The sequence below is a fragment of the Nocardiopsis aegyptia genome (genome assembly GCF_013410755.1).
GTDB lineage: Bacteria > Actinomycetota > Actinomycetes > Streptosporangiales > Streptosporangiaceae > Nocardiopsis > Nocardiopsis aegyptia.
This window is the reverse complement of sequence record NZ_JACCFS010000001.1, coordinates 1,200,608-1,220,215: the sequence shown is the minus strand read 5'-3', so window position 1 is coordinate 1,220,215 and position 19,608 is coordinate 1,200,608. Positions and strand designations below refer to the sequence as shown.

The window sequence follows — 19,608 nt, the reverse complement described above, 5'->3', positions numbered from 1 at the left end:
GGTGGTGAACGAGGATCATCCTCGTGGGGAAGGAACACCTCTCATGTCCACCACCACGCGCACCGCCCCCACAGGCCGCCTGGCGGCCCTGCTCTCCGCCGGACTCCTGGTCCTGGCCGTCGCCCTGGCCGGCACCGCGTCGGCCTCCGCCCACGACCGGCCCGCCGCCCCGGTCCCCACGCCCGCCGCCGCGACCGAGCCCTGGCCCGACTACGGGACCGGTGACGCCGACGTCGACATCGCCGCGGCCAAGCTCCTGCTCATCCACCACGGCTACGACCCGCACATGGACTACGACCACCCCATCCCGTTCGACGGGCACATGGAGGCGTCGGTCAACGCCTACCAGGACAACGGCGGCATCAGCCAGACCGGGCGGCTGGACGAGCAGACCTGGGACCTGCTGAGCGACGACACCTTCGGCCTCTACCGGCGCGGCTCCAGCGGGCCCGTGGTCGAGGCGATCCAGCGCCTGCTCAACGCCAAGTACGCCCTCCACCTGGCCACCGACGGCCTCTACGGACCCGCGACCGAGAGAGCGGTCCGCGGCGCGCAGGACCACCTGGGCACCGATGTCGACGGCATCACCGGCCCCGCCACCTTCCGGGCGCTCATCGCCTACCAGGACTACGACCGCTAGGCATGTTCCGCCGCCCGCCACTCGCCGCGGGCGGTGGTCCCGCCGTATCCCGCCACCGGCCGCGTTCCGCCGGCTTCGCGCCGCGGCCAGGTCTGCCGCCTCCGCGTCCCGGGTATCGGTGTGGGTGTGACCGCAGCCGTGTCCGAGGAGGTCGTGTGGCCACACCGGAGGGGATCCCCCCGCACGAGTACGAGCGGCGCCGTGCCCGGCTGCGGGAGTCGATGGCGGGCAGGCGGATCGGCGCCGCGATCATCACCGCGCCCGAGGACGTGTACTACCTCAGCGGACTGCACAACCAGGGGCACTTCGTCCTGACCGCGCTGGTCCTGGACACGCGGTCGGCGACGGCCACGCTGGTGGCACGGGAGATGGAGGCCCCCACGGCGGCGGCCCAGGCGGGCGACTGCGCCTTCGCCGGGTACACGGACGGCGAGGACCCGTGCGATGCGGTGTGCGGCACCCTCCCGCCGCTCGCGGGCGACGAGCGCCTCGGCTGCCAGCCCGAGTCCCTGTCCCTCCCGGTCACCGTGTGGCGGGGCCTGGACCGGCGCCTCGGATCGCCGGAGTGGGTCGACGTCGCCGGTCTGCTCACCCGGGTCCAGGCGGTGCGCAGCGACCACGAGATCGCCTGCCTGCGCGAGGCCGGGCGGCTGTCCGACCTCGGGATGCGGGCCGGTATCGCCGCCGCGGAGGGCCGGTGCGCGGGCGGGGAGATCGTGGGCGCGGTCCTGGACGCCATGCTCTCGGCCGGCGGCGACTACCCCGGATTCGTCCCGCTCGCGCGACCCGTCCGGCGGATCAGGCAGGAACATGTCGCCTGGACCGACGACCCCGTCACGCCCGAGGACCCGCTCTTCCTCGAACTCTCCGCCGCGGTCGCCCGGTACCACGCCCCGCTCGGCCGGACCCTCCGCCCGCACGGAACCGGCCCCGGCGGCGCCGCCGCCGACATCGCGCACGCCGGGCTGGACGCGATCACGGCCGGCCTCCGGCCCGGCCGCTCGGCACAGGACGTGTACCGGGACTGGAAGGGGACCGTCGAGGCACGCCTGGGCCGGACCTACCAGCGCCACCACTGCGGGTACTCCGTGGGCCTCGGGTTCCTGCCGAGCTGGATGTCGGGCCGGGTCGACGGCCTGCGCCCGGGCCACGACACCGCCCTGCGCACCGGAATGACCTTCCACATCCAGTCCTGGGTGCTCGACCCGCGCGTGGGCACGTACGCGATCTCCGACACCGCGCTCGTCACCGACGACGGCGGCGAACTCCTCACCGCCACGCCGCGCGACCCCGCCCGCCCCGGATGACCGCGCCCCGGCCCGCCGCGCACAGGCTGACCGCGCCCGCCACCTGGACGGAATAGCCCCGCAGCGGCCGACGCTGAAACAAACCGGTGGAACCTGTCGCTACCGCTGGATAGGTTGACCCGGCACGCGCACGGCCCGTTTCGGCATGCCCGGAGAACGCCGCGCGCCGGGGCCGCTGCCCGGTCGACCTCATCCGGCCGACCGCACGACGAGAACGGGGGGCGCATGGCGCAGGGGACGACGACGCGGGACCGGAGCGAGGGGGAGGGCAGCGCGCCACCCGGCGAAGGCGCCGACGCCGCCGCGTCCGGACAGGCCCCCGCTCCAGGGCCGGAAGGGCCGGAGCGCCACACCCGCGTCTTCGCGCGCGGCCTGCGGGTCATGTGGGTCGCCGCGCGGACCGAACCCCTGGTCTTCCTCACCGCCGTGGCCGGCGCCATGCTGCACGCCTTCGTCACGGTCGGGTCGGCCTCGGTCATGGGCCACCTCACCGACGCCACCATCCTGCCCGCCTTCGAGGACGGGCGGACCACCGCCGCCGCCCTGCTCACCGCGGCCGCCCTGCTCATGGGCGTGGGCCTGGGCAAGGCCGTCGGACTCGCCCTGCGGCGCCTCTTCGCCGGACTCCACCAGTTCCGCATGCAGGCCCGCTACCGCCGCGCCGTCGCCCGCAAGTACCTCGACCTCCCGCTGTCCTGGCACCACCGCCACCCCACCGGACAACTGCTGTCCAACGCCAACGCCGACGTCGAGGCCTCCTGGTCGCCCCTGGCGCCCCTGCCCATGGCGGTCGGCAGCGTGTTCATGCTCCTCACCGCGGGCATCGCCATGATCGTCACCGACCCCGTCCTGGCGGCGGTCGGCTTCGTCGTCTTCCCGGTCCTGGCCGTGGCCAACGTCGTCTACCAGCGCCGCGTCTCACCCATGGCCTCCCGTGCCCAGGCCCTGCGTGCCGAGGTCAGCGGCGTGGCCCACGAGTCCTTCGACGGAGCCCTCGTCGTCAAGAGCCTGGGCCGCGAGGACACCGAGACGGAACGCTTCACCCATGCCGCCCACCGCCTGCGCGACGCCCTCATCCAGGTCGGCCGGATGCGCTCCCTGTTCGACCCCTTCATGGAGGCCCTGCCCAACTTCGGCGTCCTGGCCGTCCTCCTGCTGGGCATGTGGCGCCTGTCCACCGGCGCCATCGACCCCGGCGACCTCGTCCAGATCGCCTACCTCTTCACCCTCATGGCGCTGTTCATCCGCGCCTTCGGCTGGATCCTGGGCGACCTGCCCCGCAGCGTCGTCGGATGGGACCGCGTCCAGTCCGTCCTGCGCGCCGAGGGCGCCATGGCCTACGGGGACCGCACGCTCGACGACACCCCCACCGGCATCGCGCTCAGCGCCCGCGACGTCACCTTCTCCTACGCCGACGCCTACACCGAGGACGGCGCCGTGCACGACCTCATGGACGACACCGCCACCGGCGCGCGCACCACCGTCCTCAACGGCGTCGACCTCGACATCGCCCCCGGGCGCACCGTCGCCCTGGTCGGGCCCACCGGCTCGGGCAAGTCGACGCTGACCACGGTCCTGATGCGCCTGGTCGACCCCGACAGCGGCCACGTCGCCCTGGACGGCGTCGACGTCCGCGACCTGGCCCGCGACCAGATCCCCACCCACGCCGCGCTCGTGCCCCAGGGCACCTTCGTCTTCGAGGACTCCGTCCGCGACAACATCACCCTGGGCCGGGACCTCGACGACGACCAGGTGTGGGCCGCCCTGCGCCTGGCCCGGGCCGACGGCTTCGTGCGCGAACTCGACGGCGGCCTCGACGCCCGACTGGGGGAGAAGGGCACCACCCTCTCCGGCGGCCAGCGCCAGCGCCTGGCCCTGGCCCGCGCCATCGTGCGCCGGCCACGACTGCTGATCATGGACGACGCCACCTCCGCCGTGGACCCGCAGATCGAGGCCCAGATCCTGGCCGGACTGCGCGAACGCGACGACTCGGCCACCGTGGTCGTGGTCGCCTACCGCCGCGCCACCATCGAACTCGCCGACGAGGTCGTCTACCTCGAAGGCGGACGCGTCCTGGCCCGCGGCACCCACGACGAACTCCTGCACACCTCGCCCGGCTACACCAAGCTCGTCACCGCCTACGAGCGCGCCTCCGCCGAGGCCGCGCAGGATCCCGTCCCCGAGGAACCGGGGCCCCTCGACCCGCGCCCCGTCGACACCTCCCCCACCGACCCGACCGCACGCGCCGGAGCGAACGGCGGCACGACCACGGAGGAGACCCGCCGATGAGCGCCCCAGCCCCGACCCGCTCCGACGAGCGCGCCCCCGAGGACGGCGACCGGCGCCGCTCCGTGCTGTCGCTGCACCGCTCCACCGACACCGCCGTGGGCACCCTGCGCCGCGGGCTCCAGCTCTCCCCGGAGTTCGCCAAGGGCCTGTGGGTCACCCTGGCCCTGGCCGTGGTCGCCACCGCGGGCAAGATCATCGTGCCCGTCGCCGTCCAGCAGATCATCGACAACGGCCTGACCGGACCGAACGGACCCGACCTGGCGTTCGTCACCCGCATGGTCGCCACCTGCGCCGGCCTGCTCGTGGTCACCATGGCCTGCTCCTACCTGATGAACCTGCGCCTGTACCGGGCGACCGAGTCCGGACTGGCCACCCTGCGGCGCAAGGCCTTCCGGCACGTGCACGACCTGTCCGTCCTCACCCAGAACAGCGAGCGCAAGGGCGCCCTGGTCTCCCGCGTCACCAGCGACGTCGACCAGATCAGCACGTTCATGCAGTGGGGCGGCCTGCTCCTGATCGTCAGCTCCGGACAGCTCCTCGTGGCCACCATCCTCATGGCCGTCTACTCCTGGCAGCTGACCATCGTCGTCTGGGTGTGCTTCCTGCCCCTGCTCTTCGGCGTGCGCTGGCTGCAGAAGCTGCTGTCCAAGGCCTACCTCAAGGTCCGCGAGCGCACCGGCGACATGCTCGGCGCGGTCGGCGAGACCGTCATGGGCGCCGCCGTCATCCGCGCCCACGGCACCGAGGAGCGCACCGCCGGACGCATCGACACCACCGTGCTGGCCACCCGCACCGCCCAGGTCCGGGCCCAGCGCCTGTCCATGGCGGTCTCGCCCTTCGCCGAGATCGTCGCCGCCGTCGGCAACACCGCCGTGGTCCTGGTGGGGGTGTGGCTCGGACTGGGCGGCGGCCTCACCGCCGGCCAGCTCATCGCCTTCCTGTTCCTGATGACGCTGTTCGTCCAGCCCATGATGATGGCCACCGAGATCTTCAACGAGGCCCAGAACGCCATCGCCGGCTGGCGGCGCGTCCTCGGTGTCCTGGACACCGTCCCCGACATCGCCGACCCCGGCGAGGCCGGCCACGTGCTCCCGCGCGGCCCCGTCGAGGTGCGCTTCGACCACGTCACCTACTCCTACCCCGAGGGCCCCGTCGTCCTGGACGACGTGGACGTGACCATCACGCCCGGCACCCGCGTCGCCGTGGTGGGGGAGACCGGTTCGGGCAAGACCACCTTCGTCAAGCTCCTGACCCGGCTCATGGACCCCGCGCAGGGCACCGTCCGCCTCGACGGCGTCGACCTGCGGGAGGTGGCGTTCACCTCGCTGCGCGGCCGTGTGGTCATGGTGCCGCAGGAGGGCTTCCTCTTCGACAGCTCGCTCGGCGACAACATCCGCTTCGCGCGGCCCGAGAGCACCGACGCCGAACTGGAGGCCGCCATCACCGAACTGGGGCTGGCCGACTGGCTCGGCAGCCTCGCCCACGGGCTGAACACCCCCGTGGGCCAGCGGGGGGAGTCGCTCTCGGCGGGGGAGCGCCAGCTCGTCGCGCTCGTGCGCGCCTACGTCGCCGACCCCGACCTGCTCGTCCTGGACGAGGCCACCTCCGCGGTGGACCCGCACACCGAGGTGCGCATCCAGCGCGCCCTGGACCGGCTCACGCGGGGCCGCACGTCCGTGGCCATCGCCCACCGGCTCTCCACGGCCGAGGCGGCCGACCGGGTGCTCGTCTTCGACGACGGACGCATCGTCCAGAGCGGCGCGCACGCCGAACTCGTCGACCGGCCGGGGGTCTACGCCGACCTCTACGCCTCCTGGGTGCACTCCTCGGCCTGAGGGGCGCCGCCAGGCCGGGTGGCTCCCCCCGGTCCGGGCCGGAGGGAGCGCCTCGTGCCCGCCGCCCCGATCAGCGGGGCGAGGCGTGCCACCAGTGGGCGGCCACCAGCTCCGCCACCAGCGGCTCGACCAACAGGCTCACGTCCGCGTCCCCGTCGCCCGGATAGCGCACCGTCAGCTCCGCCCCCGGCACGCGCTCGTGCCCGGGGGTGGGGCCCACCGCCACGAACGCACCCCGCAGCTGTCCCAGGTGCTCGGCGAAGCGCTCGTCGTAGGCCGATCCGGCGAACAGCAGCGCCCGGTAGTCCGTCACGGCCGCCAGGTACCGGTCGGTGTGCGACCACTCGCCGGTCTCGCACACGTGCGCCACCCTCACCGGCCCCCGCCGCACCGTCTGCGCCCCCTGCCACGCCGACCCCAACCGCTCGGACGGCGCCACCATGTGCACCCCGTGCGGGGAGTCCAGGATCCGGGCCGCCTCGGGCACCCACTCGGGCGCGCTCTCCAACAGCGACCCCGTCGCGTTGGCGGCGCGCAGCAGCAGCCCCGGCAGGTTCTGCGCGCTCCCGGACGCCGGAGCGCCCAACCGGTGCCCCAACAGCAGCAACAGCGCCATCGCGTGCTGGTAGGCGCGGCAGCCCAGCCCGCCGGCCTCCTCGCCGGCGTGCAGCGGTACCAGCAGGTCCGCGTAGCGCGCGACCACGGTGTCCGGGTCGGGCGCCAGCACGATCACCGGCGAGCGCGCCACGTACCGGTCGAGCACCGTGCACAGCTCGCGCTGCCCGCCGCCCAGGCTCACCCCCACCACCAGCGTCTCCGGTCCGGCCGGGGGCTCCTCCGCCGAGGAGGAGAAGTCGGCGCTGGCGCCCACCCCCGCGCGGCGCAGCCGTGCGGCGGCCGTCTCGCACAGGTGGCGGGCCGGCCCCAGCCCCAGCAGGCGCACGGACGCGGGCTCGTCGTCCAGCAGCGCGGGCAGCGCCGCGAACGGATCCCAGCGCGGGAAGCGCCTGGACAGGGCGGTCAGCGCAGCGGGCATGCCGGAGAGGTCGGCGGACAGGGACTCGGCGGTCAAGGAACTCCCCACTCCCGTGTGCGGTCCCCTCGCGGGCGGCGAGGCGGCGGTCGCACGAACTCTAACCGGCCACGGCGGCACCCACCGACGGCGCCGACGCCAACGCCGCCCCGGTGCCGGGCGCCCCCGAGCCGCCCATAATCTGGATGCATGAGTCTCACCAGCCTCGACCCGGGCATCGCCGCACGGCTGAAACGGAACCCCGACGGACTCGTCCCCGCCATCGTGCAACAGCACGACAGCGGCGAGGTCCTGATGCTCGCGTGGATGGACGACGAGGCCCTGCACCGCACCCTGACCACCGGCGCGGCCACGTACTGGTCCCGCAGCCGCGGCGAGTACTGGGTCAAGGGGGCCACCTCCGGGAACACCCAGCGCGTGGTGTCGGTCGCACTCGACTGCGACGGCGACACGCTTCTGGTCCGCGTGGACCAGCACGGAGCCGCCTGCCACACCGGCGACCACACGTGCTTCGACGCGGGACGGCTGCTGTGAGTTCCGACCGTGCGCGCGGCCGTCGCGAGTACGGGATCACCACGCTGGCCATGCTCGCCGGGGCGGCGCTGCTGCTGGCCGCCGCCGGGCGCCACTGGGTCACCGGCGAGCTGGAGGTGCCCGGCCCCGTCGCGCCGTCGCCCGTCGACCTCACCGGCGCCGACCTGACCGGCACGCCCACCGGCGTCGGCTGGGCCGGACTGGCCGCGATCGCCGGCCTGTACGCCGCCCGCGGTTGGGTCCGCCGCGCCGTCGGGCTGCTCACCGCGGCCGGCGGCGCGCTCGTCCTGGTCTCGGTGTGGTCCGCCACACGGCCCGGCACGCTCGCCGACACCGTCGCCTCGCACGCCGCCGCGTCCGGCGGCGCCGCGCGGCTCGCCACCGACCCCGACCTGGGCACGCTCGGCCCGGCCATGGCCGTGGCGGGCGCAGCGGCCATGGTGGTGAGCGGCCTGCTGGCGACCGTACGCGCCCCCGCCTGGCCGGGTATGGGCACCAGGTACGATCGGGACGCCGCACCGCGACAGCACCAGGCGGAGACACCCTCCGACCTGTGGAGATCCCTGGACGCCGGTGACGACCCCACACTCGACGCCCCCGGGCGCACCGACGGGCCCGCCGACGGCGCGGACCGCACCGCACCCGAGGGTGGCACCGCCACCGCTCCGCTGGCACGACGGCCAGCCGAACCGAAGGAGAACAGCTGATGGCCGACGAACACCACGAAGACCACGGCAACACCCTGTCCGCCTGGTTCCTCACCGCGTCCTGGCTGGCCGTGTGGACCGTGGGCGGTGTGGCCATCATCATGGGCGGCGACTTCCTGCTGTGGACCGCCCTCACCCTGGGCGTCAGCGTCGTGTGCGCGGTGATCGCCGGGGTCATGAAGAAGGCGGGCCTGGGCCGCAAGGAGCCGCGTCCGGTGCCGCCCACGCGCGAGGAGTGGGAGGCGGCCCGCACGCCCTCCACCACCGCGGGCAAGGCCTGACTCCATCGCGCCCCGCGGCGTTTGCCCAGCTCACAACGACTGGGTAACGGAAAATGGACGAAGGTCGCATAGGGCAGGTAGATTCTCTCCACCGGCCCTGTCCGCCGCGTATGTTTCAGCAGGTGAATGTCTCGCCGATCTGGCATCATTCGTTACTGCCCGCGGCTCTCGTCCGGTGACCCAACCCTGCCCCAAGTTGGGCCGGTGTGCACACAGCACGCCGCGTGCAAACCCCTTGTCCCTTTCAGGAAAGTTGTTCCGATCATGAGCTATGGTCCCCCGCCCCCCGGCAACCCAGGTCCGCCCCCCGGTGGCGGCTACGGCGGCCCGCCCTCCGGTGGCTACGGTGCCCCCATGGGCGGCGGAACCCCGCCCGACAACGGTCTGACCTGGGCCATCGTCGCCATCTTCTGCTGCTGGCCCTTCGCCATCCCGGCCATCATCAACGCGACCAAGGTCAACGACCTGTGGAACCGCGGCGACCAGGCCGGCGCCATGCAGGCCCAGGCCCAGGCCAAGAAGTTCACCAAGCTGGCCTTCATCCTGGGTAGCATCGCGATCGGTCTGTACATCATCTTCTGGATCATCTGGGCCTTCGTCATCGGTGCTGCCGCGACGACGTCGACCTACTCCTACTAGCAGAGCGTCACCGAAGTCATGTCTGCCCCCGTACGCAGAGGCGTTCGGGGGCAGAACTTTCACCTCCACCCCGTAGGCTGGCCCACGTGTACGCAAACCAGGACGAACCGACTGAGCGCGTCCATGGCGGGGTGCCGACGGCCGCCCCCTCGCGGATCGCACGCCTCCAACAGCGGATCTCGACCCTTCCCCCGGTCGTGTGGCCCGCGGGCCTGGGTGCGGCCGGTCTGCTCGGCGCCACCCTCCTGCACTTCGTGGACCCCAACCAGCCGGGCATCTACCCCACATGCCCGTGGCTGCTGCTCACCGGGACCTTCTGCCCCGGTTGCGGCACCATGCGCGCCATCGCGCTGACCACGCAGATGGACATCACGGCGGCCGTGAGCATGAACCCCCTGTTGTTCCTGCTGCTGCCCTACATCCTGTGGGCCTACGGGCGCTGGTTCGTGTGGTCGATCAGGCCGCCCAGGACTCCGCCCAAACTCACGCCCGGATGGTTCCTGTGGGGGATGTTCGCCGTCATCACCGCGCACTGGATCCTGCGCAATCTGCCCTGGTTCGACTTCCTCGCGCCAGGGGTGCCGCTGCTGCCCGGATGGTGACGGGCTCCAGGCAGCCCCCACTCTGCGGCACGCTGAACCGTGACACCCCCGCGTACGTCCCAGTAGAGGGACAGCACTCCTCCAGGAAGGCAGAATCATGAGCTACGGACACCAGGGCCCAGCCGGTGGTTACGGCACCGGCGGCTATGGGCCACCGCCCCCCGGCGGCTACGGTCAGGGCCCCGGCTACGGGCAGATGCCGCCCGCCGGCGGACCGCCGAAGAACTACCTGGTGTGGAACATCCTCGGTATCCTCAGCTGCATCCCGCTCCTGGGGATCATCGGCCTCGTCTTCTCGCTGCAGATCAACAGCAAGTGGGAGATGGGCGACTACGCGGGTGCCGAGGGCGCCGCCAAGACCGCCAAGATTCTGGGGATCATCGGCCTGATCCTGTTCATCATCGGAGCCGTGGTCGCTGCCATCTACGTCATCCTGTTCATCGTCGCGATGGTCCTCGCGGCCAGCGCGCCCCCCACGTACTACTGACGGCCTGTGGGCGGGGGCGACGCCCCCACCAGCCTCCGGGATGGATACGATGGCCACACACGGTGCGTCGGCGGTTCCCGGTCACGCCGCGCGCGGACCCCGCCCGAAGCGGGTCCGACCACCGTGACCGGCCAAATCACGTAGGGAGCGGTAACTGGTGAGCGTGCTCGACGAGATCCTCGACGGGGTACGCACCGACCTGGCGGCGCGGGAGGCCGAACTCCCGCTGGACCGCCTCAAGGCCCTGGCCGAGTCGGTGCCCACCCCCAAGGACGCCGAAGCCGCGCTGCGCCGCCCCGGAGTCCACGTGATCGCCGAGGTCAAGCGCGCCAGCCCCTCCAAGGGGCCCCTGGCCTCGATCGGCGACCCGGCCGCCCTCGCCCGCGACTACGAGGCCGGCGGCGCGGCCTGGATCAGCGTCCTGACCGAACAGCGGCGCTTCCAGGGCAGCCTCGCCGACCTCGAAGCGGTCCACAAAGCCGTCGACACGCCGCTGCTGCGCAAGGACTTCGTGGTCAGCTCCTACCAGCTGTGGGAGGCCCGCGTCTTCGGCGCCTCCGCGATCCTCCTCATCGTCGCGGCACTGCCCCAGGAGGCCCTGGTCTCCCTGGTGGAGCGCGCCCGCTCCCTGGGACTGACCCCGCTCGTGGAGGTCCACGACGAGGACGAGGTCGCCCGCGCACTGGACGCCGGGGCGACCGTCGTGGGCGTCAACGCCCGCAACCTCAAGACCCTGGAGGTCGACCGGGACACCTTCGCCCGGCTCGCCCCCCGCATCCCCGCCGACTGTGTCAAGATCGCAGAATCGGGGATTCGCGGCCCGCACGACCTGCTGGCCTACGCCGGAGCCGGGGCCGGCGCCGTCCTCGTCGGGGAGAGCCTGGTCCGCGGACGGAACCCGCGCGAGGCCGTGGCCGACCTGGTGACCGCGGGCGCGCACCCCGCGCTGCGCGACAGGAACTGAGGACCGGCCCGATGGGAACGACCACGGCGGTGAAGGCACCGGCACACCTGTGCCGCCGCCGGCGATGGCTCTAGGGAACCCGCACGTGTGATCCGCGGGTTCCCCGCACCGCGTCGCCCCCGGGGCCCGTCTCACGGAGACCACGCCCCGCCGCACGACGCTCCAGCAGCACTCCCGCCGCGTTCCCACCGGCCCGCGGCGGACACGATCCACGGCACACGCCACGCCCAGCCCGACCGCGCCGCCCGAGCCCGGTGGCGCGCGGACGGCCGGTCCGCGGACCCCGCGGCACGCCCCGGGACGCCGCCGCGGTCGGCCCCGTCTGTAGGAGACCTTCGCATGAGCAACACCCAGCCGGTGCCGGACGCGCACGGGCACTACGGCCGCTTCGGGGGCCGCTTCGCCCCCGAGGCCCTCATCGCCGCCCTCGACGAGGTCGAGGCAGAATGGGAGAAGGCCCGCCAGGACCCCGCCTACCAGGCCGAACTCGACGACCTGCTGCGCACCTACACCGGGCGCCCCAGCGCCCTCACCGACGCACGCAACTTCTCCGAGCACTGCGGCGGGGCACGTGTCCTGCTCAAGCGCGAGGACCTCAACCACACCGGCTCGCACAAGATCAACAACGTGCTCGGCCAGGCGCTGCTCACCAAGCGCATGGGCAAGACCCGCGTGATCGCCGAGACCGGGGCCGGCCAGCACGGCGTGGCCACCGCCACCGCCTGCGCGCTCATGGGCCTGGACTGCGTCATCTACATGGGCGAGGAAGACACCCGCCGCCAGGCGCTCAACGTCGCGCGCATGCGCATGCTCGGCGCCGAGGTCGTCCCCGTCACCATCGGCAGCCGCACCCTCAAGGACGCCATCAACGAGGCGTTCCGCGACTGGGTCGCCAACGTCGACCACACCCACTACCTCTTCGGCACCGTCGCGGGCCCGCACCCCTTCCCCAAGCTCGTGCGCGACCTGCACTACGTCGTCGGCGCCGAGGCACGCGATCAGGTCCAGGCCCTCACCGGCCGACTGCCCGACGCGGTCGCCGCCTGCGTGGGCGGCGGCTCGAACGCCATCGCGATCTTCGCCGCGTTCATCCCCGACGAGAGCGTCGCCCTGTACGGCTTCGAGGCCGGGGGAGAGGGACCCTCGCGCACCGCCGCCTCCATCACCGCGGGCAGCCCGGGTGTCTTCCACGGCGCCCGCACCTACCTGCTCCAGGACGAGTACGGGCAGACCCTGCCCAGCCACTCCATCTCCGCCGGACTCGACTACCCGGCGGTGGGTCCCGAACACGCCCACCTCGCCGACACCGGCCGCGCCCACTACGAACCCATCACCGACGCCGAGGCCATGGAGGCCTTCCGGCTGCTGTGCCGTACCGAGGGCATCATCCCGGCCATCGAGAGCGCCCACGCCCTCGCCGGAGCCCGCAAGCTCGGCGAGCGCCTGGGTCCGGACGCCGTGATCCTGGTGAACCTCTCCGGACGCGGGGACAAGGACGTCGACACCGCGGCCGCCTACTTCGGCCTCATGGACTCGGACCCGGAAGGACAGGCGCGATGACCGCCACCACGCTGCAGACCACGCTGGCCGAGACCCGGGCGGCCGGACGCGCCGCCCTCATCGGCTACCTGCCCGCCGGGTTCCCGGACGTGGAGTCCTCCGTCAGGATCGTGGAGGCCATGGTCGAGGGCGGCTGCGACGTCGTCGAGGTCGGCCTGCCCTACTCCGACCCGATGATGGACGGCCCCACCATCCAGCGCGCCGCCGACCGCGCGCTGGCCGCCGGCACCACCACCGACGACGTGTTCCGCGTCGTCGAGGCCACCGCCGCCACCGGTGCCGCCGCGGTGGTCATGTCCTACTGGAACCCGATCGAGCGCTACGGGGTCGGCCGGTTCGCCGACCGGCTGGCCAAGGCGGGCGGGGCCGGGGTCATCACCCCCGACCTCATCCCCGAGGAGTCCCAGGAGTGGGTCGAGGCCTCCACCGCGGCCGGCCTGGACCGGATCTTCCTCGTGGCGCCCTCCTCCACGGACCGCCGCCTCGCGCTGACCACCGACGCCTGCTCGGGCTTCGTCTACGCCGCCTCCCTCATGGGGGTCACCGGCACCCGCGCGCAGGTCGCCGACACCGCCGAGACCCTGGTCCGGCGGGCACGGGAGACGACCGCGGAGTCCGGCCTGCCGATCTGCGTGGGCCTGGGCATCTCCACCGCGGCCCAGGCCGCCGAGGTCGCCGCCTACGCCGACGGCGTCATCGTCGGCGCCGGGTTCTGCCAGCGGGTCCTGGACGCCCCCGACCTGGAGACCGCGCTGACCGCGGTCCGCTCCTTCGCCCAGGAGCTCGCGGCGGGCGTGCGCCGCTGACCGCACGCGTTCCGCACCACGGTGGCCGCTCCCTCGGGGGCGGCCACCGTCGTTCGTGCCGACCCGGGACCAGCCGCACCGGAAACGGGCAAGAGGGCGGTTAAGAAGGTGAGAATCCCGTGAGATCCTTCCCCGCCGGGTCCGAATCGGCCGCCGCGCGGGGCCGATCGGTGGTGGGATGGAAACGGCGCGCGGCGGGAGCCTCCGGACGCGTCCCGGACCCGCCACCCGAGTGCCACCGGGGTGCCATGACGAGTAGTATCTGGATCACTACCCTGAGCGATACGACAGGCATCCTCAGCGTCGCCCCCGAACCGACCCACTCCGCGAAGGCTCCACGATGGACACCGCAGACGAGACCACCGCGCCACCCGCACCCCCCTCACGATGGGTGGCCGTCCAGCCCTGGATCACGCTCGCCTGCCGCCTCGGGCTCGCAGGAGTGCTGTTCTACGCGGCCGTCTCCAAGTACCCGCCCGCGCTGTCGATCCAGGCGGTGGAGGCCTACGACCTCTTCCCGGTCGAGATCGCCGAACTCATCGGCTACACCCTCCCGCTCTTCGAGATCGCCCTGGCCGTCCTCCTCCTGGTCGGACTGGCCACCCGCTACACCGGCGCCGTCAGCGCCCTGCTCATGATCGCGTTCATCGCCGGCATCGTCTCGGCCATGGCCCGCGGCCTGAGCATCGACTGCGGCTGCTTCGGCGGCGGGGGAGAGGTCGCCCCCGGCGAGACCTCCTACGGGCTCTCCATCGCCCGCGACATCGGCTTCGCCGCCCTGGGCGCCGTCATCGCGATCTGGCCCCGCTCACCCTTCGCCGTCGACCGCGCGCTCGGCCTGTTCCGCTGACGCGCCCCCGACCACGGCGACCGACCGACACCGCACGTCCAGAAACAGAGGAAAACATGGGGAGTGAAGCGCGCAAGCGCTCGCGCGAACGGCTCAAGGAGCAGAGGGCGAAGGAGAAGCGCGCCGCGCAGCGCAGGAAGACCCTCCTCGTGGTCGGCGCGGCCGCCGCCGTCGTGCTGCTCATCGTCGGCGTCGGCTACGCCGTCCTGACCGCCGACCGGCGCGACAGCGGATTCGAGGGCGCCCTGCCGCCGCAGGTCCTGCAGGAGGACGGCAGCGTCGTCATGGCCCAGGAGGGCGCCGAGGCCCCGGTCGTGGAGGTCTACGCCGACTACCAGTGCCCCGCCTGCCGCCAGTTCGAGCTGCTCAACGGGGACACCCTCAAGCAGAGCGCCGCCGAGGGCGAGGCCATCGTCCACTTCCGCCCGGTCAGCATCTTCGCCCAGCAGCCGGCGCCCATCAGCAGCAACTCCCTGCGGGGCGGGGCCGCCGCCCGGGCCGCCGCCGACGCGGGCGTCTTCGTCCAGTACAACGACCTGCTGTTCGAGCACCAGCCCGCCGAGGGCGAGGAGGGCTTCGCCGTCGCGGACCTCCAGGAGTGGTTCCGCGAGGCCGGCGGCACCGAGGAGGAGGCCGAGGCCTTCGACGCCCGCGTCGAGGAGGAGGCCGAGGTCGTCGAGCAGTTCACCCAGGACTACCTGCCCGCCCTGACCGAGTCGGCCATGGCGGAGATCGGCGAGGACACCCTGGGCACCATGGTCCTGACCGACCTCATCTCCTGGGGAGCCGACCACGGGCACGACCCCTCGTTCCTGGAGGGCACCTACACCGGCGAGATCATCGATGCCACGGGGACGATCTACACTCGCTACAGCGGAGACAACGCGTTCCGCGGCACCCCCGCCGTCTACATCAACGGCGAGCTGCTCTCCAATGACACCGCCATGACGGTCAGGGGCCTGACCCAGGCGATCGCCGAGGCGGACGCCGGCGAGGTCCAGACCGAGCCGCTGGACGACGGGGGTGCGGCGGACCCAGCCCAGTAGCCACCCCCGCGCGCGGGGCGAACCCGAGAGCAGAGCAGTGACTGTGTCGTCGACAGCTTCTGAGGGCGCGGCCGAGTACGGCCGCGCCCTCGCGGCCATTCCCAGCCCCGAGATCAACTCGATCCCGATCGGACCCCTGGAGATCCACTTCTACGCCCTGTGCATCCTCGCCGGGGTCATCGTGGCGGTGTTCTGGAGCGAACGCCGCTGGGCCCGGATGGGGGGCGAGAGCGGCACCATCATGGACATGGCCGTGTGGGCCGTGATCCTCGGCCTGATCGGCGGCCGCCTCTACCACGTCATCAGCGACGCCCAGCTCTACTTCGGGCCCGGCCGCGAACCCATCCGCGCCCTCTACGTCTGGGAGGGCGGCCTGGGCATCTGGGGTGCCGTCCCGCTGGGCGCCGTGGGCGTGTGGCTCGTCGCCAGGAAGCGCGGACTGTCCATGTCCAAGCTCTCCTTCGCCATCGCGCCGACCATTCCGCTCGCCCAGGCCCTCGGCCGCTGGGGCAACTACTTCAACCAGGAGCTCTTCGGCGCCCCCACCGACCTGCCCTGGGCCCTGCGCATCAACCCCTACCCCGAGGGCGGCCTGCGCCAGGGCATGATCCCCGGCGAGACCCTGTACCACCCCACCTTCCTCTACGAGTCCCTGTGGTGCGTGGGACTGAGCGCCCTGCTGGTCTTCCTCGGCCGCCGCTACGAGGACCGGCTCGCGGGTGGCCGGCTGTTCGCCGTCTACGTCATGGGCTACTGTGTGGGCCGGTTCTGGATCGAGTACCTGCGCATCGACCCGGCCAACGACTTCTTCGGCATGCGCCTGAACAACTGGACCTCCATCGCGGTCTTCCTGGGCGCACTGGCCTACTTCGTGTGGGCCGGCCGCCGACTGGACCGGTTCTCCACCGCGGTCGTCCCGCACGGGCACGACGCCGGAACCCAGGTGTTCGGCGCCACACCCGAGAGTGATGTCGCCGACGACAGCACCGTCTACAGCGCCGTGGACACCGAGGATTCCGAGATCGGGACACAGAACGGCAGCTCAGAGGGGGCGGGGACGGAATACCACCCGAGCCCTGAACGATCTAGTACCGAGAGCTCCACCGAGAGCGCATCCGAGGACACGGGCACCGACTCCGGGACCAAGCCCGAGTAGCGCAGGGGAAACATCTGGACCTGCGGCCGTGTCCGGCCACACCCAGCGGTGCTCCCCGCACCTTCGAGCAGACCCCGGGTTGACGATTGAGAAAGACCGTGAGCAGAGCTGAGCCCCGGTCCGGGCGCAGAGGCCGGCGCGGCGGTACACGCCGCGCCGACCGGGCCTACGACCGCCCCGACGACCTCGGGCCCGACACGGGCACCGACGGCTACGACCCCGAGGAGGACTTCTCCGCGGAGTACGGCCACACCCACACCCGTGCCGACGCGTACGAGCGCCACGACGACGGGTACGACGACCAGGAGCAGGACGAGGCCCCCGACGACGGCGCCGGCGGCGAGCCCCGGCGCAGGGGCTCGCGGCGCGCCTCCCGGCGGCGCCGCGGCGGCTCGCGCGCGCAGTCGGCCGGGGCACGCGGTGGTGTGGGCAAGGTCTCGGCCTTCTCCGCCTCCGCCATCAAGAAGGTCTCCGTCCTGGGCGACCGCCCCAACCAGATCGTGTACACGCTGGCCGAGCAGAGCAAGCGCAAGCGCGGCACCGCCGCCCTGGGCGTGCTGCTGGGCGCCTTCGGTGTCGCCCTGGTGGCGCTGCTGGGACTGCTGATCTTCCAGCTGACGACCACCTCCGACGGCGTGATCGAGGGCGGCGACCAGGCCGTGGTGATCCCGCCCGACGGGCACGGCACCCTCACACCGGAGCTGTACCTGTCCGAGGGCAACCGCGAGGACGTCTTCGGGGCCATCAACGAGCGCCCCGAGGGGCACGAGCCGATGACCGCCGACGCCGTGTTCGGCCCGGTCGAGGAGATCGAGCTGGACGGACTCTCCCTCGAACTCCAGGACAGCTCGGTGACCGACTCCTGCACCTCCATGGTGTGGGGCGAGGACCTCGGCCAGAGCCTGGTCGACGCCAACTGCGTCAACGGCGCGACCGGCGTCTACACCGACTCCGACGGCGAGTACGTCGCCCAGGTGTCGCTGTTCGACCTGGCCAACAGCGACGCGGCCACGGACGTGGCCACCGTCCTGGACCCGACCAACCCCGAGCACAGCGCCGGGTTCGTGCTCTCGCAGACCGGTGACGTGCAGGCCCTGGAGGAGGGCTACAGCCAGGCCACCACCCAGGTCATGGGCCACTACCTGGCCGTGTTCTGGGTCGCCCGCACCGATGGCGCCGAGCCCGGGGACAACTCGGACATGGCGACGCTGAGCGTGGCGTCCATGAACGCGGTGCGCTACGTCTACGACGAGGTCGTGGCGACCGGCCGCGCCGACGAGTAGCCCACCCGTCGCCCGCCATCGCCCACGGGGCGCATGGCGGGGGGTGGGCTACCGCCCTCAACGGAGAGCCTTCGGCTCCTGCCTGCCTTGTTCGTCGCCCGCCACCGCCCACAGGGCGCATGGCGGGGGGTGGGCTACCGCCCTCAACGGAGAGCCTTCGGCTCCTGCCTGCCTTGTTCGTCGCCCGCCATCGCCCACGGGGCGCATGGCGGGCGACGTGCTGTCCGCCCCGCGTCGTCGGGGCGGATGGCGGGTGGGACGGGCCTGTCCGGGCGCCTCGGGCGCCCCGATAGGATCTCGGACAGATCGACCCGCCCGCCAGGGTCGTGCGGAGGCCGGGCCAGGCCCGCCTCCCGCCCGAGCGAACACGGGCCGTCCGCGAGCACGCGGGCGGCCCGACCCGAGGAAAGGTCCATGGTGTCCCCTTCCGAACCGCCGGCGTCCGGCTCCGTGGGACGTCGCAGGAAAAGCAGCGAGCCCGACGCTACGGCCGCCGTCGAGGACGACGGCCGGTCCCGGCGGGCGGGAGGACGCCGCCGCGCCGGAGGCCGCAGGAAGCAGGAGGCGCGGCGCGCCCGGCCCCTGCTCCTCACCCTCGTGGGGGTGCTGGTCGTCGCGCTGATCGGCGTCGGAGTCGTCTTCTACCTGCGATCCGGTTCCGACGAGGGCGGATCCGCGCCCGTCCAGGCGCGTCCGGCCGCCTACCAGATCGTCGACAGCGGCGACATGAACACCGTCCTGGCCTCCCGTGAGGACGACTCCCGCGTCCTGAACGAGAGCGAGCTGTTCGAGCGCAACAACGCCGAGATCTCCAGCCAGAGCCTGGAGTTCACGCTGCGCGACTCCGCGCTGACCGAGGACTGCTCGGCGGCCGTGTGGGGCCAGGACGTCCAGGACGCCCTCGCCGCGGCCGACTGCGTCCAGGCCGGCCGCGCCACCTACGTCTCCGACACCTACTTCGGTGTGGCCGCCGTGTTCAACCTCGGCGACGTCGAGGGCAGCCGTGCCGTCGCCGCCGCGATGGCCGAACCCGAGGACGCCGCGCCGGCCGAGGACGGGGGAGAGGACGCCGAGGCGGCGCCCACGACGGGATTCGTCGTGCCGCCCTCGGGCGAGGACCCCTTCAACCGGCTCGGTGAGGGCTACAGCGCCGCCGACGCCATCATCAGCGGCCACTACCTCGTGGTCGTGTGGGTGCAGCCGACCGGTTCGGAGTCGGTCGACGAGCGGGTCAGCCTGTCCAGCCCACTGGTCGCGCTCGCCAACTTCCGCGACCCGCTCTACCGGCGCATGGTGAACCTCCGTGAGGACGAGGGCACCGAGGGCACCGACGGGACCACCGAGGGCACGGGGACCACGGACGGCACCGGGACGACCGAGGGCACCGTTCCGGACGGCACCACCGACGGGACGGGCACCACCGACGGCACCGGGACGACCGACGGAACGGGAACCACCGGAGGCACCGGCACGACCGGCACCGAGTAGACCGCGACACCACGCCGGCCGCCGCCCCGTCAGGGTCGGCGGTCGGCGTCGTGGACGGGCCACGGGCCCGGACCGGGGCCCGGACCCGCCGCGGAACCCCG

General features: G+C 72.8%; 19 protein-coding genes. 18 read left to right on the top strand and 1 reads right to left on the bottom strand.

The features are described from left to right. Positions 1 to 43: 43 nt before the first annotated feature. The 4 genes from HNR10_RS05590 to HNR10_RS05575 all read left to right on the top strand — a co-directional run bounded on the left by HNR10_RS05590 (position 44) and on the right by HNR10_RS05575 (position 6,071). Positions 44 to 640, top strand: a complete 597-nt coding sequence (locus HNR10_RS05590) for a peptidoglycan-binding domain-containing protein (RefSeq protein ID WP_179821380.1) — start codon at positions 44 to 46, stop codon at positions 638 to 640. Between the two features lie 155 nt (positions 641 to 795). Then, positions 796 to 1,947 (top strand): M24 family metallopeptidase, encoded by a 1,152-nt coding sequence (locus HNR10_RS05585; RefSeq protein ID WP_179821378.1) that lies wholly within the window; start codon positions 796 to 798, stop codon positions 1,945 to 1,947. Positions 1,948 to 2,172: 225 nt separating this feature from the next. Then, positions 2,173 to 4,236, top strand: a complete 2,064-nt coding sequence (locus HNR10_RS05580) for an ABC transporter ATP-binding protein (protein ID WP_179821376.1) — start codon at positions 2,173 to 2,175, stop codon at positions 4,234 to 4,236. Next, positions 4,233 to 6,071, top strand: a complete 1,839-nt coding sequence (locus HNR10_RS05575) for an ABC transporter ATP-binding protein (protein WP_179821375.1) — start codon at positions 4,233 to 4,235, stop codon at positions 6,069 to 6,071. Before HNR10_RS05580 ends, HNR10_RS05575 begins: the two co-directional genes overlap by 4 nt. Before the next feature lie 70 nt (positions 6,072 to 6,141). Here the strand turns inward: HNR10_RS05575 and HNR10_RS05570 are convergent, their stop codons facing one another. Further along, positions 6,142 to 7,143, bottom strand: a complete 1,002-nt coding sequence (locus tag HNR10_RS05570) for a phosphoheptose isomerase family protein (RefSeq protein ID WP_179821373.1) — start codon at positions 7,141 to 7,143, stop codon at positions 6,142 to 6,144. Between the two features lie 150 nt (positions 7,144 to 7,293). Here HNR10_RS05570 and hisI point away from each other — a divergent pair, with 150 nt between their 5' ends. The 14 genes from hisI (at position 7,294) to HNR10_RS05500 (ending at position 19,507) form a co-directional block, all read left to right on the top strand. Beyond that, a complete protein-coding gene (gene hisI, locus HNR10_RS05565) occupies positions 7,294 to 7,638 on the top strand; it encodes a phosphoribosyl-AMP cyclohydrolase (protein WP_053620113.1) in 345 nt (114 codons plus the stop codon). Continuing rightward, positions 7,635 to 8,345, top strand: coding sequence for a Trp biosynthesis-associated membrane protein (locus HNR10_RS05560; RefSeq protein ID WP_376769734.1), 711 nt, complete (start codon positions 7,635 to 7,637; stop codon positions 8,343 to 8,345). The genes hisI and HNR10_RS05560 overlap by 4 nt, the downstream gene beginning before the upstream one ends. Continuing rightward, positions 8,345 to 8,626 carry an HGxxPAAW family protein gene (locus HNR10_RS05555; RefSeq protein WP_179821372.1) on the top strand — a complete coding sequence of 94 codons (282 nt, stop codon included), beginning with the start codon at positions 8,345 to 8,347 and terminating at the stop codon, positions 8,624 to 8,626. Before HNR10_RS05560 ends, HNR10_RS05555 begins: the two co-directional genes overlap by 1 nt. Positions 8,627 to 8,980: 354 nt before the next feature. Beyond that, positions 8,981 to 9,265: a CD225/dispanin family protein gene (locus HNR10_RS05550; RefSeq protein WP_246406071.1), complete on the top strand. Its 285-nt coding sequence runs from the start codon at positions 8,981 to 8,983 to the stop codon at positions 9,263 to 9,265. Between the two features lie 86 nt (positions 9,266 to 9,351). After that, a complete protein-coding gene (locus HNR10_RS05545) occupies positions 9,352 to 9,867 on the top strand; it encodes a DUF2752 domain-containing protein (protein WP_376769733.1) in 516 nt (171 codons plus the stop codon). Between the two features lie 97 nt (positions 9,868 to 9,964). After that, on the top strand, positions 9,965 to 10,354 hold the full coding sequence (locus HNR10_RS05540; protein WP_179821368.1) for a CD225/dispanin family protein: 390 nt from the start codon (positions 9,965 to 9,967) through the stop codon (positions 10,352 to 10,354). A gap of 157 nt (positions 10,355 to 10,511) precedes the next feature. Further along, on the top strand, positions 10,512 to 11,318 hold the full coding sequence (gene trpC / locus HNR10_RS05535) for an indole-3-glycerol phosphate synthase TrpC (protein ID WP_179821367.1): 807 nt from the start codon (positions 10,512 to 10,514) through the stop codon (positions 11,316 to 11,318). 339 nt (positions 11,319 to 11,657) lie between these two features. Then, entirely contained in the window at positions 11,658 to 12,878 is a 1,221-nt protein-coding gene (gene trpB, locus HNR10_RS05530; protein WP_179821365.1) for a tryptophan synthase subunit beta, read from the top strand. Then, positions 12,875 to 13,684: a tryptophan synthase subunit alpha gene (trpA, locus tag HNR10_RS05525; RefSeq protein ID WP_179821363.1), complete on the top strand. Its 810-nt coding sequence runs from the start codon at positions 12,875 to 12,877 to the stop codon at positions 13,682 to 13,684. The genes trpB and trpA overlap by 4 nt, the downstream gene beginning before the upstream one ends. Positions 13,685 to 14,024: 340 nt before the next feature. Beyond that, positions 14,025 to 14,534, top strand: coding sequence for a MauE/DoxX family redox-associated membrane protein (locus tag HNR10_RS05520; RefSeq protein WP_179821362.1), 510 nt, complete (start codon positions 14,025 to 14,027; stop codon positions 14,532 to 14,534). A gap of 56 nt (positions 14,535 to 14,590) precedes the next feature. After that, positions 14,591 to 15,580 carry a DsbA family protein gene (locus HNR10_RS05515; protein WP_179821360.1) on the top strand — a complete coding sequence of 330 codons (990 nt, stop codon included), beginning with the start codon at positions 14,591 to 14,593 and terminating at the stop codon, positions 15,578 to 15,580. Positions 15,581 to 15,623: 43 nt separating this feature from the next. Beyond that, positions 15,624 to 16,736 carry a prolipoprotein diacylglyceryl transferase gene (gene lgt, locus HNR10_RS05510; RefSeq protein WP_179821358.1) on the top strand — a complete coding sequence of 371 codons (1,113 nt, stop codon included), beginning with the start codon at positions 15,624 to 15,626 and terminating at the stop codon, positions 16,734 to 16,736. Positions 16,737 to 16,834: 98 nt separating this feature from the next. Then, the gene (locus HNR10_RS05505) at positions 16,835 to 18,019 is read left to right on the top strand and encodes a hypothetical protein (RefSeq protein WP_179821356.1); all 1,185 of its coding nucleotides are present in this window, start codon (positions 16,835 to 16,837) and stop codon (positions 18,017 to 18,019) included. A gap of 417 nt (positions 18,020 to 18,436) precedes the next feature. Beyond that, complete coding sequence (locus HNR10_RS05500) at positions 18,437 to 19,507, top strand: hypothetical protein (protein WP_179829549.1); 1,071 nt, start codon at positions 18,437 to 18,439, stop codon at positions 19,505 to 19,507. Positions 19,508 to 19,608: the final 101 nt, after the last annotated feature.